Source organism: Streptomyces sp. NPDC096323, assembly GCF_040302845.1.
In the GTDB taxonomy this organism is placed as follows: Bacteria; Actinomycetota; Actinomycetes; order Streptomycetales; family Streptomycetaceae; genus Streptomyces.
The window spans coordinates 436310-451271 of record NZ_JBEOSI010000002.1; the positions used below are offsets into that span (position 1 = coordinate 436310).

13 protein-coding genes and 1 pseudogene are annotated in these 14962 nt (G+C 72.6%); 5 read left to right on the top strand and 9 right to left on the bottom strand.

Annotated features, from left to right (window positions below):
* The first annotated feature begins 106 nt into the window (after positions 1 to 106).
* Both ABTX18_RS05935 and ABTX18_RS05940 read left to right on the top strand, forming a co-directional pair.
* A complete protein-coding gene (locus ABTX18_RS05935) occupies positions 107 to 1123 on the top strand; it encodes an ArsR/SmtB family transcription factor (RefSeq protein WP_352121503.1) in 1017 nt (338 codons plus the stop codon).
* Between the two features lie 138 nt (positions 1124 to 1261).
* Positions 1262 to 1681, top strand: coding sequence for a VOC family protein (locus ABTX18_RS05940; protein WP_352121504.1), 420 nt, complete (start codon positions 1262 to 1264; stop codon positions 1679 to 1681).
* A gap of 58 nt (positions 1682 to 1739) precedes the next feature.
* Here ABTX18_RS05940 and ABTX18_RS05945 read toward each other — a convergent pair whose 3' ends face one another.
* The 4 genes from ABTX18_RS05945 to ABTX18_RS05960 form a co-directional block, all read right to left on the bottom strand.
* Positions 1740 to 2906 carry an alkaline phosphatase PhoX gene (locus ABTX18_RS05945; protein WP_352121505.1) on the bottom strand — a complete coding sequence of 389 codons (1167 nt, stop codon included), beginning with the start codon at positions 2904 to 2906 and terminating at the stop codon, positions 1740 to 1742.
* 228 nt (positions 2907 to 3134) lie between these two features.
* On the bottom strand, positions 3135 to 3506 hold the full coding sequence (gene nirD / locus ABTX18_RS05950) for a nitrite reductase small subunit NirD (protein WP_352121506.1): 372 nt from the start codon (positions 3504 to 3506) through the stop codon (positions 3135 to 3137).
* Positions 3506 to 6100: a nitrite reductase large subunit NirB gene (nirB, locus tag ABTX18_RS05955; RefSeq protein ID WP_352121507.1), complete on the bottom strand. Its 2595-nt coding sequence runs from the start codon at positions 6098 to 6100 to the stop codon at positions 3506 to 3508. The genes nirD and nirB overlap by 1 nt, the downstream gene beginning before the upstream one ends.
* Before the next feature lies 1 nt (position 6101).
* The gene (locus ABTX18_RS05960) at positions 6102 to 7316 is read right to left on the bottom strand and encodes an NAD(P)/FAD-dependent oxidoreductase (protein WP_352121508.1); all 1215 of its coding nucleotides are present in this window, start codon (positions 7314 to 7316) and stop codon (positions 6102 to 6104) included.
* Positions 7317 to 7498: 182 nt separating this feature from the next.
* On the opposite strand from ABTX18_RS05960, the gene ABTX18_RS05965 reads away from it, so the two are divergent.
* On the top strand, positions 7499 to 8287 hold the full coding sequence (locus tag ABTX18_RS05965) for a sulfite exporter TauE/SafE family protein (RefSeq protein WP_352121509.1): 789 nt from the start codon (positions 7499 to 7501) through the stop codon (positions 8285 to 8287).
* Between the two features lie 13 nt (positions 8288 to 8300).
* Here the strand turns inward: ABTX18_RS05965 and ABTX18_RS05970 are convergent, their stop codons facing one another.
* The 4 genes and pseudogenes from ABTX18_RS05970 to ABTX18_RS05985 all read right to left on the bottom strand — a co-directional run bounded on the left by ABTX18_RS05970 (position 8301) and on the right by ABTX18_RS05985 (position 11674).
* On the bottom strand, positions 8301 to 8924 hold the full coding sequence (locus tag ABTX18_RS05970; RefSeq protein WP_352121510.1) for a class F sortase: 624 nt from the start codon (positions 8922 to 8924) through the stop codon (positions 8301 to 8303).
* 99 nt (positions 8925 to 9023) lie between these two features.
* A pseudogene (locus tag ABTX18_RS35825) lies at positions 9024 to 9173 on the bottom strand (GVDTG sorting domain-containing protein); the annotation flags it as partial.
* Between the two features lie 1128 nt (positions 9174 to 10301).
* Positions 10302 to 10796 (bottom strand): DUF5990 family protein, encoded by a 495-nt coding sequence (locus tag ABTX18_RS05980; RefSeq protein WP_352121511.1) that lies wholly within the window; start codon positions 10794 to 10796, stop codon positions 10302 to 10304.
* A gap of 77 nt (positions 10797 to 10873) precedes the next feature.
* Positions 10874 to 11674 carry an aminotransferase class IV family protein gene (locus tag ABTX18_RS05985; protein WP_352121512.1) on the bottom strand — a complete coding sequence of 267 codons (801 nt, stop codon included), beginning with the start codon at positions 11672 to 11674 and terminating at the stop codon, positions 10874 to 10876.
* Between the two features lie 87 nt (positions 11675 to 11761).
* Between ABTX18_RS05985 and ABTX18_RS05990 the strand changes: the two genes are divergently transcribed.
* Together ABTX18_RS05990 and cutA are read left to right on the top strand one after the other, a co-directional pair.
* On the top strand, positions 11762 to 12385 hold the full coding sequence (locus ABTX18_RS05990; RefSeq protein ID WP_352121513.1) for an NADPH-dependent FMN reductase: 624 nt from the start codon (positions 11762 to 11764) through the stop codon (positions 12383 to 12385).
* Between the two features lie 67 nt (positions 12386 to 12452).
* Positions 12453 to 12791 (top strand): divalent-cation tolerance protein CutA, encoded by a 339-nt coding sequence (gene cutA, locus ABTX18_RS05995; protein WP_352121514.1) that lies wholly within the window; start codon positions 12453 to 12455, stop codon positions 12789 to 12791.
* Here cutA and ABTX18_RS06000 read toward each other — a convergent pair.
* Positions 12743 to 14881, bottom strand: a complete 2139-nt coding sequence (locus tag ABTX18_RS06000) for a molybdopterin oxidoreductase family protein (RefSeq protein WP_352121515.1) — start codon at positions 14879 to 14881, stop codon at positions 12743 to 12745. The genes cutA and ABTX18_RS06000 overlap by 49 nt on opposite strands.
* Positions 14882 to 14962 lie beyond the last annotated feature (81 nt).

A 14962-nucleotide genomic window follows, 5' to 3' on the forward strand; every position in this document is an offset into this window, starting at 1 on the left:
TCCGGGCGAGACGTTTCACCTCTGGCCGAAACCCCGTGGTGACGTGTAGTTACCCTTCGCATACTCTGGCGTGGGGGCAATTGCAGGTGCAAGGGGTGGGGGTTCGGTGCTGCGTATCCATGTCTCCGGATGGGACCTTTCCAAGGTGCGGATGGCCACCGGGCCGGACGCATTATGGGAGACCATTCTCAGCTTTCACCGGCTGAGAGACCGGCGGGCTTCCACGGTGTTCGGGAAATGGCGCTCCGAAGCGCGACCACGGTTGAATGGTGAAGTACGCCTGCTGTCCGCCGTGGTTCCACCGCGCGGCTATTTCCCCGACTTCCTGACGCCTTCTCAGGAAGGCGCCGAGCCGATGGACTTCGCCACCGGAATGGAGGCCCTGCGCGACACCCCGCCCGACCGCCTGCGGGCCGAACTGGCGGTGCTGGGGGCCCAGGGAGGGTCCGGCGGCCGCGGCGCCGCCCTGCGCGCGGTGCGGCCCGTGGCGCTGGACACGCTGGGCGAAGGGCGCGCCGAGCCCCTGGGCCGGCTCATCGGGGTCCTGCGCGCCTATCACCGGGCCGCCGTCGAGCCGTACTGGCCGCACATCCAGGCCAGCGTCGAGGCCGACCGCGCGATCCGCGGCCGCGCCCTCCTGGACGGGGGCGCGGAGGAACTGCTGGCCTCGCTCCCGCCGGTGATCCGCTGGCGGGCACCCGTGCTGGAGGCCGACTATCCGGTCGACCGCGAACTTCACCTCGACGGCCGCGGCCTGCTCCTCCAGCCGTCGTTCTTCTGCCGCGGCACCCCGGTCGTCTACCGCGATCCGCTGCTCCCGCCGGTGCTCGTCTACCCCCTCACCCACGCCGCCGCCCCGGTCTTCGCCGAACCGGGCCCCTGGCTCGGCCGGCTGCTGGGGAACACCCGGTCGACGGTGCTGCGGGTCATCGGCGACGGGTGCACCACCAGCGAGCTCGCCCGCCGGGCCGGGGTGTCCCTCGCCTCGGCCAGCCAGCACGCCTGTGTGCTGCGCGAGGCCGGCCTGGTGCGCACCCTGCGCCACGGCAGCTCGGTCCTGCACACGCTGACCCCGCTGGGCGGCTCGCTGCTGCGCGGCGGAGCGCCGCTCGCCGTGTCCTGAGCCCCGGGCGCGGGAGCCCGGAAGCCCCGTGGGAGGTCTTTCGTCCGGCACCGATGAGTTCCCGGCGGACCCGGCGTCTACCTCTCGTCACGCATTCGGGAAACGCACCCGGGACACCAGCGAGAGAGCGAGACGGCCATGCCTCAGATGATCTTCGTGAACCTGCCGGTCAAGGACATCCGAACGACGAGGGGCTTCTTCGAGAAGCTGGGCTACTCCTTCAACCCCCAGTTCAGCGACGAGCGCACCGGCTGCCTCGTCATCAGCGACACCATCTTCGCCATGCTCCTCGAGGAACCGCGCTTCAAGGACTTCACCAAGAAGGAGATCGCGGACGCCTCGAAGTCCACCGAGGTGATCCTCGCGCTGAGCGCGGACACCCGCGAGAGGGTGGACGAGCTGGTCGACGCGGCACTCGCCGCCGGCGGGTCGCCCGCCAACGACACCCAGGACCTCGGCTTCATGTACGGCCGCTCGTTCCAGGACCCGGACCACCACATCTGGGAGGTCGTATGGATGGACGCGGCGGCGGTCGAGGCCGGCGGTCAGCCCGCCTGACGGCGGCGGAGACAGCCGTGCGGCGCCGGTACGGGCCGCCGCACGGCCGGGCCGCCGCTCAGCCGCGGAACGGCCCGGTGACCTCGTAGGTGATGCCGCCGGAGGAGCTTCCGCTCGTCCCGCGCTGCGAGGAGAAGTAGAGCCGGGAGCCGTCCGGGGAGAACGCGGGACCGGTGATCTCCGAGCCGGACTGGCCGTTGATCCGCAGGAACGGGGCGACGGTGTCGTCCGGGGTGATCAGGCAGATCTCCATGTTCCCGCCGTCCTCGGCGACGTACAGGTCACCCGAGGCGGACCGGGTGACGTTGTCGACGCCGGTCAGCGGAGCACTGCCGCCGGTGACCAGGGAGTCGTCGTAGACGAGCGAGATGCTGGACGCGTTCGCGTCGTACGCCCAGACCCGGTTGTCGCCCTTGGTGGTGAACCAGCAGGTGCCCGCCGCGTAGAAGCAGCCCTCGCCGCCGTTGAACACCTTGGCGCCGGAGACCTGGTAGCGGGTCTGGGTGGGCGATCCGTCCGGGTCGGGGACCGTCGTCCAGGTCACGGGGCCCGAGGTGCCGGTGCCCGCCACCAGGACCTGCAGGGTGCCGGACGACAGGTTGCCCCAGGTGGTGGGGCGGAAGCGGTAGAAGCGGCCGTCCGTCTCGTCCTCGGTGAGGTAGACGTACCCGTGGTCCGGGTCGGCCGCCGCCGCCTCGTGCTTGAAGCGGCCCAGCGCCGGGCGCTGCACGGCCGCGTTCACGCCCCAGGGGTCCGTCTCGTAGACGAATCCGCGGCTGACCTCCTCGCAGGACAGCCAGGTGTTCCACGGCGTCCTGCCGCCGGCGCAGTTGTTGTTGGTGCCGGACAGGATCCGGAAGGCGGAGGTGACGGTTCCGGAGGCGTTGAAACGCACCGCGCTCGCTCCGCCGCCGCTGCCGGAGGAGACCTCGGCGTTCGAGACGTAGATCCAGCCGCTGCCGTCGGCGAACGTGGCGCCCCCGTCGGGAGCGCTGTGCCAGACGTACGAGGTGCCGGGGACGGTCTGCCCCGAGCGGGCGATGATCCTGCTGGTGAAGCCGCTCGGCAGCAGGATGCCGTTGCCGTTGGCCGCTTGCAGCGCGCCGTACGGGCCGGTGGCCGGCTGGGCGGGGCCGGCGAAGGCGGCGCCCCGCCACAGGGTGCCGCCGAAGGCCGCCGCCGAGCCGCCGATCACCGCTGTGCGCAAGAAGGTCCGACGTTCCACGATCACTCCACGGGTGACGTGAGGGCCCGCCGGTCCGGTCGGCCCGGCGGGTCGAACGTCAGGACAGTAGAGGGACGCAGTTGACGGGGCGTCAACGCCCGGTGAACGGTCCTCGAAGACGGACCTCCATCACTCCGCGCGGACTTCGAAGACCGGTCGCGGTCGGCCCGCGCGGACCTCGGAGGCGTACGTCGATCAGTCCGCGCGGACTTCGAAGACGGATCTCGATCAGTCCGCGCGGACCTCGAAGACCGGCACCGAGACCTCGTCGTCGTCCAGGCACGCGCCCGTCGCCAGGTCGAAGCGCTGCTTCAGGAGCGGGGAGGCGACGAACGGCTGCCCGCCGTCCGAACCGACCAGGCCGCGCGAGAGGACGTACGCGCCGGTGAACGGGTCGCGGTTGTCGATCGCGTACGTACGCCCCGCCCGGTCCACGAACAGCGCGACCTGCCGGCCGTCCGGGAGGAGGGCGGCCACCCCGCGGCCCGGCGTCAGCAGCGAGCGGTCGCAGACGGTCAGCCAGTCGTCTCCGGCAGCGAGCCGGATGACCCGGGTGTCCGGCGCGGTCTCCGTCGTCTCGGTCATCGTCTGCGTCGTCATCAGGAGGCGGTCCCTTCAAGAGTGCGGATGGCGAGAACCGGGCCCGCGAGGATGTCCAGGTCGGGCTTGACCTGGTCGCGTTCCGGGACGAACTTCACCGACGGGTCGGGAGCGTCGGGTGCGTTGACGAAGGTGACGAAGCGGCGCAGCCGCTCCGGGTCGTTGATGGTCTCGGCCCACTCGTCGCGGTAGCCGCGTACGTGGTCGGCCATCAGCCGCTCCAGCTCGTCGCAGAGCCCCAGCGAGTCGTGGACGACGACGTCCCGTACGTGCTCCAGGCCGCCCTCGATCCGGTCCAGCCAGGTCGAGGTGCGCTCCAGCCGGTCCGCCGTGCGGATGTAGAACATCAGGAACCGGTCGATGAGGCGCACCAGTTCGGCGTCCGACAGGTCCTGGGCCAGCAGGTCCGCGTGGCGCGGGGTGGCGCCGCCGTTTCCGCCCACGTAGAGGTTCCAGCCCTGGGCGGTGGCGATGATCCCGAAGTCCTTGCCGCGGGCCTCGGCGCACTCGCGGGCGCAGCCGGACACCGCCGACTTCAGCTTGTGCGGGGAGCGCAGGCCCCGGTAGCGCAGCTCCAGGTCGATCGCCATCTTCACCGAGTCCTGGACGCCGTAGCGGCACCAGGTCTGCCCCACACAGGACTTGACCGTCCGCAGCGACTTCCCGTACGCGTGCCCCGACTCGAAGCCCGCGTCGACGAGTCGCGTCCAGATCAGCGGAAGCTGGTCGACGCGAGCGCCGAACAGGTCGATCCGCTGACCTCCGGTGATCTTGGTGTAGAGGCCGAAGTCCCGGGCCACCTCGCCGATCACGATCAGTTTCTCCGGGGTGATCTCCCCGCCGGGGATGCGCGGCACGATGGAATAGGAGCCGTTGCGCTGGAGGTTGGCCAGGAAGTGGTCGTTGGTGTCCTGGAGGGCCGCCTGCTCGCCGTCCAGGACGTAGCCGCTCGCGCCGACCGTCGGCGCCAGCGAGGCGATGATGGACCCCACCGTGGGCTTGCAGACCTCGCAGCCGTCGCCGCCGCGTGCCTGCTCACGGCCGTGCGAGTCCAGCAGCTCGGCGTAGGAGGTGATCCCCAGGGTGCGGACGATCTCGTACAGTTCGCTGCGGGTGTACGTGAAGCAGCCGCACAGGCCCTTGTCCTGGCTCTGCGGGAGCAGCTGGCCGATGACCTTGACGCAACTTCCGCAGCCCGTGCCCGCCTTGGTGCACTTCTTCACCTCGGGCAGCGTGGTGTGCTCGCAGATCGCGCCCTTGGTGACGTTGTGGCAGGAGCAGATCACGGCCTCGTCGGGCAGTGAGGAGGGGCCGAGGGTGACCGGGCCGCCCGCGCCGGCCGGCAGGACCAGCTGTTCGGGGGCGACCGGCAGGACCGTGCCCGTCATCGGGCGCAGCGTGCCGTACTGGTCGGCGTCCCCGACGAGCACCCCGCCGAGCAGCGTGCCGTCCTGGCCGATCACGAGCTTCTTGTAGACGCCGGAGCGGGAGTCCGCGTACACGACGTCCAGGCATCCCTCGGAGGTGCCGTGGGCGTCACCGAAGGACGCCACGTCCACGCCGAGCAGCTTCAGCTTCGTCGACAGATCCGCGCCGGTGAACGCGGCCTCCTTGCCCGCGATCACCTCGGCGGCCGTCTGCGCCATCTCGTAGCCGGGGGCCACCAGGCCGTACACCCGGCCGTCCGAGGCGAGCGCGCACTCGCCGATCGCGAAGACCGCCGGGTCGGAGGTGCGGCACTCCTCGTCGACGATGATGCCGCCGCGCTGGCCGACCGCGAGACCGGAGTCCCGGGCGAGCTGGTCGCGGGGCCGGACACCGGCCGAGAAGACCACCAGGTCCGTGGCGAGCGACGAGCCGTCGGAGAGCGACATCCCGTTCACCGAGCCGTCCTCGCCCGCGGTGACCTCCTGCGTGCCGACGCCCGTGTGGACCGTCAGGCCCATGTTCTCGATGGTGCGCAGCAGCGCCGCGCCGCCGCCCTCGTCGACCTGGACCGGCATCAGCCGGGGCGCGAACTCCACCACGTGGGTGTCGAGTCCGAGCCCCTTCAGCGCGCCCGCCGCCTCCAGGCCGAGCAGCCCGCCGCCGACGACCGCGCCGGTCGTCGCCGTCTTCGCGTACTCCTCGATCGCGAGCAGGTCCTCGATCGTGCGGTAGACGAAACAGCCCTCGGTGTCCTTGCCCGGGACGGGCGGGACGAACGGGTAGGAGCCGGTGGCCAGCACCAGCGTGTCGTAACGGAAGGTCTCGCCGGAGCGCGCGGTGACCGTGCGCGCCTCGCGGTCCACGGACTCGGCGGGGTCACCGATCCGCAGCTCGAAGCCGTGCTGCTCCATGAAGCCCTGCTCGACCAGCGACAGGTCCTCGGGGGTCTTCCCCGAGAAGTACGAGGTCAGCTGCACCCGGTCGTAGGCGGCGCGGGGCTCCTCGCAGAGGACGACGACCCGGGCCGTGCCGGCGGTGGCCGTCAGCCCACGGTCGGCGAGGGCCTCCAGGAAACGCTGGCCGACCATTCCGTGCCCGACGACCACGATGGTCGGCACGGCTGCTGCGGTGGAGGTGTGGGCGGTCGGGAAAGTGGACACCGGCATCTCAGAAGCCTCCGTCGTTGGTGAGCAGGTGGAGCAGGGACGTTTCGGCGGGGAGCTGGGCGTCGTCCTGCCAGGTGCGGGCCAGGGTGCCGACCGCGGCGAGATCGCCGAGCAGCACACCGCCCGCCAGCCGGTCGCCGCGGACGACGACCGTGCGGTACGCGCCCCGGGTGGCGTCGGCCAGCCGGATCACGTCGTCGCCGGGCAGCGGCCGGGAGTCCCCGAAGGCGGCGAGATCGAGCGATCCCGTGCCGGGCTCGTCCGGGCCGTTCAGCGTCAGCCGGGTGAGCGCCCGGGTGCCGTCGTACCGGGCGGCCCGCCCGGCCAGCACCTCGGCGAGCACATCGGCCTGCTCCAGCGCCGGACCCGCGAGCCCGTACACGGTGGAACGGTGCTCGGCGCAGTCGCCGACGGCGTGGATGTACGGATCGGAGGTGCGCAGCTCGTCGTCGACGACGACGCCCTTGCGGACCTCCAGACCGGCGGCCTGCGCGAGGCCCGTCCGGGGACGTACGCCGCAGGCCAGCACGGTGATCTCGGCCGCCAGCTCGTAACCGTCGGCCATCTCCACCGCACGGACCGCGCCGTCGGCGCAGCGCAGACCGCGGACCCGGCACTCGGTGTGCACCTCGACGCCGAGGGACTCCAGATGGCTCCGCAGCAGTCCGGCCGACTCCGCGTCGAGCTGCCGCTCCATGAGGTGCTCGCCCTGCTGGGCCAGCACCACCTGGGCGCCGCACTCGGCCAGCGCGCGGGCCGCCGACACGCCCAGGAGGCCGCCGCCGATGACGACCGCGTTCACCCCCGGCCGCACCGAGGCGCGCAACGCCAGGCAGTCGTCGAGGGTGCGGAAGGCGTGCACCCCGTCGGGCATCGTGTTCCCGAGCCCGCGTAGCGGCGGGAGCACCGGGTTGGAGCCGGTCGCCAGGACCAGCCGTCCGTAGCGCACGACGCTTCCGTCGTCGCAGTGCACCAGCCGGTCGTCGCGGTCGATCCGCACCACCCGCACCCCGCGCCTGACCTCGGCCGGGGGGAGGGCGATCACGTCCGCCGGATACCGCCCGGCCAGCACCTCGGCCAGCAGCACCCGGTTGTAGGGGGCGTGCGACTCCTCGCCGATGACGGTGACATCGGGCACCCGGGCGGCCAGGCGTGCGCCCGCCATCCCGGCGCCGATCACCACCACCCGCGCCGTGTTCTCCGTCCGTGTACTCATGACAGGAAGCGTGCCCGGGGGGTGTTACCCGTCCGGATCCCCTCTGTTTCCCGGGAGGAACCTTGCGCTCAGCGCCTGCGGGAAGCGCCTGTGAGGGGAGAGGGGGGCGCGGAGCTCAGAATTGGCTCAAGAATCCCGGGGCCGTTGGACGGGGCACGTACCCGCTCCCTAGTGTCGTGATCATGCCTGACATCACCCTCACCACCCTCGTCGTGCTCTGCCTCGCGGCAGCCGCCGCCGGCTGGATCGACGCCGTGGTCGGGGGCGGCGGACTGCTGCTGCTGCCCGCGCTGCTGCTCGGTCTGCCACACGTCCCGGCCGCCCAGATCCTCGGCACGAACAAGGCGGTCGCGATCGTCGGCACCTCGGGCGCCGCCGTCACCTATGCGCGCAAGGCGCCGGTGAACGTCGGCACGGCGGTACGGATCGGGCTGGCGGCACTCGCCGGATCGATGGGCGGCGCCTTCTTCGCCGCCGGGATCAGCAGTGAGGTGCTCCGCCCGGTGATCATGGTCGTGCTGCTGGCCGTCGCCGCGTTCGTGATGCTGCGGCCCCAGTTCGGCCGGGCCGCCGAGGACGGTACGGCGCCCCGGGTCACCCGGGCCCGCACCGTCACCGCCATCGTCCTGGTGGGCGGCGGGATCGGGCTGTACGACGGGCTGTTCGGGCCGGGCACCGGGACCTTCCTCGTGCTGGCGCTCACCGCGGTGCTCCACCTCGACCTGGTGACGGCCTCCGCCACCGCCAAGATCGTCAACGTCTGCACCAATGGCGGGGCCCTGGCGATGTTCGCGTACCAGGGCAACGTGATGTGGCAGCCGGCCGCGCTGATGGCGGTGTTCAACCTGGCGGGCGGCCTCTTCGGGGCGCGCATGGCGCTGCGCAAGGGCAGCGAGTTCGTCCGCGGGGTACTGCTGGTGGTGGTCTTCTCGCTGGTCGCGAAGCTCGCTTTCGACCAGTGGCAGGGCTGACCGGCACGGCCCCTCAGCGCACGCCGGTGAGATGGGCGTACGCCACCACGTTGCCCTGGTAGCCCGTGGACTCGGAGAATCCGCCCCCGCAGGTGATCAGGCGCAGCGAGGCGTGCTCCGAGGCGCCGTACACCCGCCGGTCGGGGAAGTCGTCGTTCTCGTACACCTCGATCGCGTCGACCGAGAAGACGGCGGTGCGGCCGTCCTCGCGGAGCACCTCGACGGTGGTGCCCTTCTTCACCGACCCCAGGTCGTAGAAGACGGACGGGCCCTCGGCGTTGTCGACATGGCCGGCGACGAGCGCGGTTCCCTTGGCGCCGGGCGGCGGGCCGTCCTTGTACCAGCCGACGAGGTCGGTGTTCCCGGCCGGCGGTACGTCGAGGCTGCTGTCCGGTCCGAGTCCGATCCGCATCACCGGGGCGTCCACCCGGATGGCGGGGATCGTGATGCGGACGGGCGCCGAGGGGCGCAGCGGCTGCGCGACCGGTGATCCGGGCAGCAGGTCCGGACCGGCGGCGAAGGCGTCGGCGGAGGCGGGGGCCGGCGGGGTCAGCCGGGTCTCGGCGCCGTTGCGGACGAGCCAGAGTCCGGCCAGCGCCGCGACGACGAGCAGCCAGCCCTTGGCCTTCTGGGACACGGTCGTCCTCCGGATGACGAGAGGCGGATACGGTCCCGTCCCGGTGGCGCGGGGCCACCGGGACGGACACCGGGCGGTACGGAGAGGTGGAAGTCTCCGTCAGCTGCCGTCCTGCGTGCCGCTCGCCCGGCGACGCAGGAGCCAGGCTCCGCCGACGGCGGTCGCGGCGAGTACGCCGGCTCCCGCCGCGATCTGGGTGGTGTCCGGTCCGACGCTGCCGCCGACACCGGTCTTCACATGCCCCGTGGGGGCGGTGGGCGCGGCCGAGGTGCGGTGGCCGGAGGGGATCTCGTGCCCGCCGGACGAGCTGTCGTGCCCGGCGGAACTCTCGTGCGCGGAGGGGGTCGGGCGGGCGGTGGGCGTGGAGCGCCCGGCGAGCGCGGGGGCGTCCGGGACGAGGGCCGAACCGGAGTCCTCGGCGAGCGCGGGGGCGTCCGGGACGAGGGCCGAACCGGAGTCCTCGGCGAGACCTGGCGCGTCCGGCACGAGGGCCGAACCGGATGCCTCGGCCTCGTCGAGACCGGTGGGGTCGTACTCCTCCGAGTCGTACAGGTCCGTGGGCAGACCGGCACCGGTGGGGGAGTCCTCCTCGGCGGACCCGGCGGCGCTGTCCTTGCCCGCGGTGCCCGCCGCCTTCACCTCGATCTCCCCGGTGGCGTGCTTGCCGTTCTCGCAGGCGACGCCGATGCGGTACGGCCCCGGCTCGATGCTGCCCGGCACCCGGAACGAACCGGCCAGGACCTCCTCGAGGGTGGCCGGTGCCAGGGCGAACTCGGAGGCGTTCAGCGCGCTCGCGTCACCGGTGGCGGCGGTGTCGCTGCCGCAGGCGGTGGTGTTCACGGTGACGGTGGCGCCCGGTGAGGCGCTCGTGGGAGTGATCTCCAGTGGCGCCGCCTCGTCCCCGTACGCGAACGGGGCGGCGGCGCTGAGGCCGAGTGCGGCAGCGGCGAGGGCCGCGGCGGCTGTGCCGGTCACGAGGCGGGCAGGACTGCGCATGGGGGGTTCCTCCGAGCGGGATGGCGCGGGCTGGTGTGTCCTGATCCGAGCTAACGGCCGGCTCGCCACCCATGCCTGCTGACACCCAATCAGCTTTCACCCGATCGGACCGGCGCTGCCTCCTTGCCACCGCCCATGCGCGCAGGTCACAGCGGTGATGAGGGGTCACAGGTCCCGCTCTCTCGCATCCGGTGCCGATCGGGTGACACCCCTTCGAGAAAAAGTGGCGCACGTCACACGCATGATCCGGGTGCCCGGGGGCACACGACCGACACCCCCCACGGGACGGAGCGCACAGCTCCCCCCGGCCCCCGCCCTCACCGGGCCCGCCCCCCCTGGCCCCGGTGGGGGCGGTTCGTCTTGTGCCGGGATACGGCGCCGTCAGACGGGCGCGCCCGCGGACCACGTGATGACGGGCGGCCGGACCCTGGCGCACAGCGGCTGCCCCTTGGCGTCGGAGAGAGGGAGCGTCGCGGTGAGGTGCCCGGAGCGTGCGGCCGCTTCGAGGACGTCCCCGCCGATGTCGGCGAACATCAGCTTGGCGCGCCGGAACATGGAGAACAGGCCGTCGCCGTCGACCGTGCCCCACGACAGATAGACGAACCGCCCGCCGAGCCGGTTCTGCACGTACGGCCCGTTCACCTCGACGCCGTCCGGTCCTTCGGTGGCGGTGCAGTCCAGGGTCCAGTGGGCGGCGGGGGCGTCGCCGGGGTGCAGCCCGAGGAGTTCACCGGGCCGGTCCTTGCGCTGCACGCCCACATGGATGTTCTCGCGGCCGGCGAAGTCGCCGCCGGGCCCGCAGACGCGGCCGGGCAGGCGGGAGCCCTCGATGTGGATCTGGATGGGCGACGGCGTTCCTTCGGCGGGGATCTGCATGCGTCCATCGTCCCCCGGGGCGGCAGGCCGGACGCCCCGGGGCCCGACCGGCCGCCTCTCTCCTGTGCCGGTCGCTCTCAGACGGTGTCCCAGGGTGCGGCCTCGTACGCCGCCGCCAGCCGCTTCATCAGCTCCTCGTCGACCGCGAAGGCCGAGTCGTCGATCCGGGCGACCGCGGCCATGCCCTGCGAGTTGGTGACGAACGCGGACCGGTAGGCGCCCAGCCCGTCCTTCGCCACCGTGCGGCGCACCGAGCGCACGCCCGCGCCGGGCAGCTCCCGCTCCAGCAGCGCCATGGTGATGCCCAGTAGCGCGGGCGCCTGGGGCCAGACGACCGAAGTGCCGTCCCAGAAACCGATGTTGGTGATCGCGCCCTCGGTCACCGCGCCGTCCGGCAGGGTCAGCAGCGCGTCGTCGAACCCGGCCCGGCGGGCGAGCTCCCCGTAGTACGTCTGGCCGAAGTCACCGGGGCGCTTGAGGTGCGGCGCGGTGCGCGCGTACGGGACGGACATCAGGCCGACCGGCTCGGGGCTCATCCGGACCGGCCCGCGCACAGTGACCATGACGGTCGTCGCGGCGGCGCCCGGCGGCCGCAGTCCGTGCACCCGCACCGAGGCGTCCGGTGTCCCCCTGCTGTGCAGTGCGTGCCGGATCAGCTCGCGTACCCGGCCGCCGTCCAGGGGGAGTTCGAACAGCTCCCGGTTCGCCGAGTCGAGCCGCTCCAGATGGAGTTCCAGACCGCGTACCCGGCCGCCCCTCACCTGCATGGCCGTGAAATGGCCGTAGTTGAAGAAGGCGGCCCTGCGCAGGTCGTCCTCGGTGGCCGGATGTCCGTCGAACTCGGCGTAGGGAAGGGGTGCGGCTGCGGGAGGCGTCATGCCGCTCACCGTATGCCGACGCGCCGGGTGGGCGGGCCCGCGGCGACCGCTTGACCTCAACCGCGGTTGACGTACGAACCTCTTCGCATGGACCTCACCACAGCCGGAACCACGGCCACCACTCTGCCCACGACCGCCCCGCTCAAGGTCGCCGTCATCGTCGCCAGCAACCGCGAGGGCCGGTTCGCGCCCGTCGTCGCCGCATGGTTCCAGTCCCGTACGGAAGGCCACCCCGGCATCGAAACCGACGTGGTCGACGTGGCCGCGCTCGACCTCCCGACCGCCCTCTCCCACAGCCCCGGACCCGAGGGCGGGGCCCGGCTGGCCGAGATCTCGGGCCGGCTGGCGGCCGCCGACGCCTTCGTCGTCATCACCCCGGAGTACAACCACTCCTACCCGGCCCCGCTCAAGAACCTCATCGACTGGCACTTCACCGAATGGCAGGCCAAGCCCGTCGCCTTCGTCTCGTACGGCGGGGTCTCCGGCGGTCTGCGCGCCGTCGAGCACCTGCGGCAGGTCTTCGCCGAGCTGCACGCCGTCTCGATCCGCGACAGCGTCTCGTTCCACAACGCGGGCGCCCTCTTCGACGACGAGGGGCGGCACCGCGACCCGGTCGGCCCCGACGCCGCGGCGAAGACGCTCCTGGACCAACTGCTCTGGTGGGGCCGGGCGCTGAAGGACGCCCGGGCGGCGCATCCGTACGGAGTCTGACTGCGCCCCGGCCGTGCGGGCCCGACAATCGGGGAAGGAGACCACCACCGATCCGAGGAGCCCCCAGGTGACACCGCCCGCATGGCTGACCGTGCTGACCGCGACGGACAGCGAGGAGAAGGCCAAGCTCCTGGCGCAGGGCGCGGTGGAGGCGCGACTCGCCGCCTGCGTCCAGATCTCCGCGCCCCTCACCTCGGTCTACCGCTGGCAGAACGCCATCGAGACCACCGAGGAGTGGCAGCTGTCCTTCAAGACGACGGCCGAGCGGTACGACGAGCTGGAGGCGTACCTCCAGCAGGCGCACGACTACGACACCCCGGAGATCATCGCCCTGCCGGTGCTCCGGGGCAGCGCCCGCTACCTGGGCTGGGTGTCGGCGGAAACCGCCCCGGTGACCGCGCCCTGAGGGGCGCCCGCAGCCTCCACGCGTACCGCGCACACCTTGAACTCCGGCATCTTCGACACCGGGTCCAGGGCCGGGTTGGTCAGCGTGTTGGCCCGGCCCTCACCCGCCCAGTGGAACGGCATGAACACGGTGTCCTCGCGGATCGCCACGGTGATCCGCGCGGGCGCCACCGCCCGCCCGCGCCGTGAGGTCACCGCCACCGGTCCGCCCTCGGCCACCCCGATCCGCTCGGCGAGCCGCGGATGCAGCTCCACGAAGGGCCCCGGGGCCGCGGCGTTCAGCTCCGCGACCCGGCGGGTCTGCGCCCCCGACTGGTACTGGGCGACGACCCGGCCGGTCGTCAGCACCACCGGATACTCCGCGTCCGTCTCCTCGGCGGACGGGCGGTGCGTGACGGGTACGAACCTGGCCCGCCCGTCGTCCGTCGCGAACCGGTCCAGGAACAGCCGCGGCGTACCGGCGTGGTCCGTGTCCGGGCACGGCCAGAAGACGCCGTCCTCGGCCGCGATCCGCTCGTACGTAATGCCGGCGTAGTCCGCCGGGCCGCCCGCCGAGGCCCGGCGCAGCTCGTCGAACACCTCCTCCGCGTCGGCCGGGAAGCCCTTCCCGTGCCCGAGGAGGCCGGCCAGGCCGTGCAGCACGTCCAGGTCGCTGCGGACGCCCTCGGGCGCGGTCACCGCGCGCCGGCGCAGCAGCACCCTGCCCTCCAGATTGGTCGTCGTCCCGGTCTCCTCGGCCCACTGCGTCACCGGCAGCACCACATCGGCCAGCGCGGCCGTCTCCGAGAGCACCACGTCGGCGACCGCGAGGAAGTCCAGCGACTTCAGCCGCTTCTCCACATGACCCGCGTGCGGCGCGGACACCACCGGGTTCGACCCCATCACCAGCAGCGCCCGCACCTCGCCTCCCAGGGCGTCCAGCAGCTCGTAGGCACTGCGCCCCGGCCCCGGCAGCGAGTCCGGATCGACCCCCCACACGCCCGCGACATGGCGGCGCGCCGCCGGGTCGGTGAGCTTGCGGTATCCGGGCAACTGATCCGCCTTCTGGCCGTGTTCGCGACCGCCTTGGCCGTTGCCCTGCCCGGTCAGGCAGCCGTAGCCGGACAGCGGCCGGCCGGCCCGCCCGGTGGCCAGCGCGAAGTTGATCCAGGCGCCGACGGTGTCCGTGCCCTTCGCCTGCTGCTCGGGGCCGCGCGCGGTCAGCACCATGCCGCTCTCGGCGTCGCAGAACATCTCGACGGCCGCCCGCAGTTGCGGCACCGGGACGCCGGTCAGCCGCTCCACCAGCTCCGGCCAGTGGGCCATCACCCCGGCCCGCGCCTCGTCCCAGCCGCTGGTGCGCTCCCGTACGAACTCCTCGTCCACCCGGCCCTGCGCCACCACGAGGTGGAGCATGCCGAGCGCGAGCGCGAGATCGGTGCCGGGCCGCGGGGCCAGATGGAGGTCCGCCTGCTCGGCGGTCCTGGTGCGGCGCGGATCGATGACGATCAGCCGGCCGCCGTTCTCCCGCAGCTCGGTCAGATAGCGCAGCGCGGGCGGCATCGTCTCCGCGAGGTTGGATCCCACGAGGATCACGCACCCGGTGCGCGGGATGTCCTCCAGCGGGAACGGCAGCCCGCGGTCGAGACCGAAGGCCCGCTGGTGCGCGGCGGCCGCCGACGACATGCAGAACCGTCCGTTGTAGTCGATCTGCGAGGTCCCGAGCACCACCCGGGCGAACTTGCCCAGCGCGTACGCCTTCTCGTTGGTCAGCCCACCGCCGCCGAACACTCCCACGGCGTCGGCCCCGTGCTCCGCACGCGTCCCCCGCAGCCCTTCGGCGATACGGGCCAGCGCCACGTCCCAGCCGGCCGGCTCCAGCTCCCCGCTCACCGCATCGCGTACGAGCGGCCCGGTCAGCCGGACCGCGGAGGACAGGACGGCGGGCGCGGACCGGCCCTTGCCGCACAGGGCGCCCCGGTTCACGGGGAAGGCGGTGCGCTCCTCCACCTCGACGACCGCGTCGCCGGAGACCGGGCGCAGATTCATGCCGCACTGCAGTGCGCAGTACGGGCAGTGGGTCGCGATGGCGGCAGGCGCGGTGCTGGTCATGCCCCCAGACTGCGAGCCGGGTGTTACACAGGTGCCCGCTCCCGGTTACACCGCCGGTACGCGCACCTCAGCCCGCCCGGC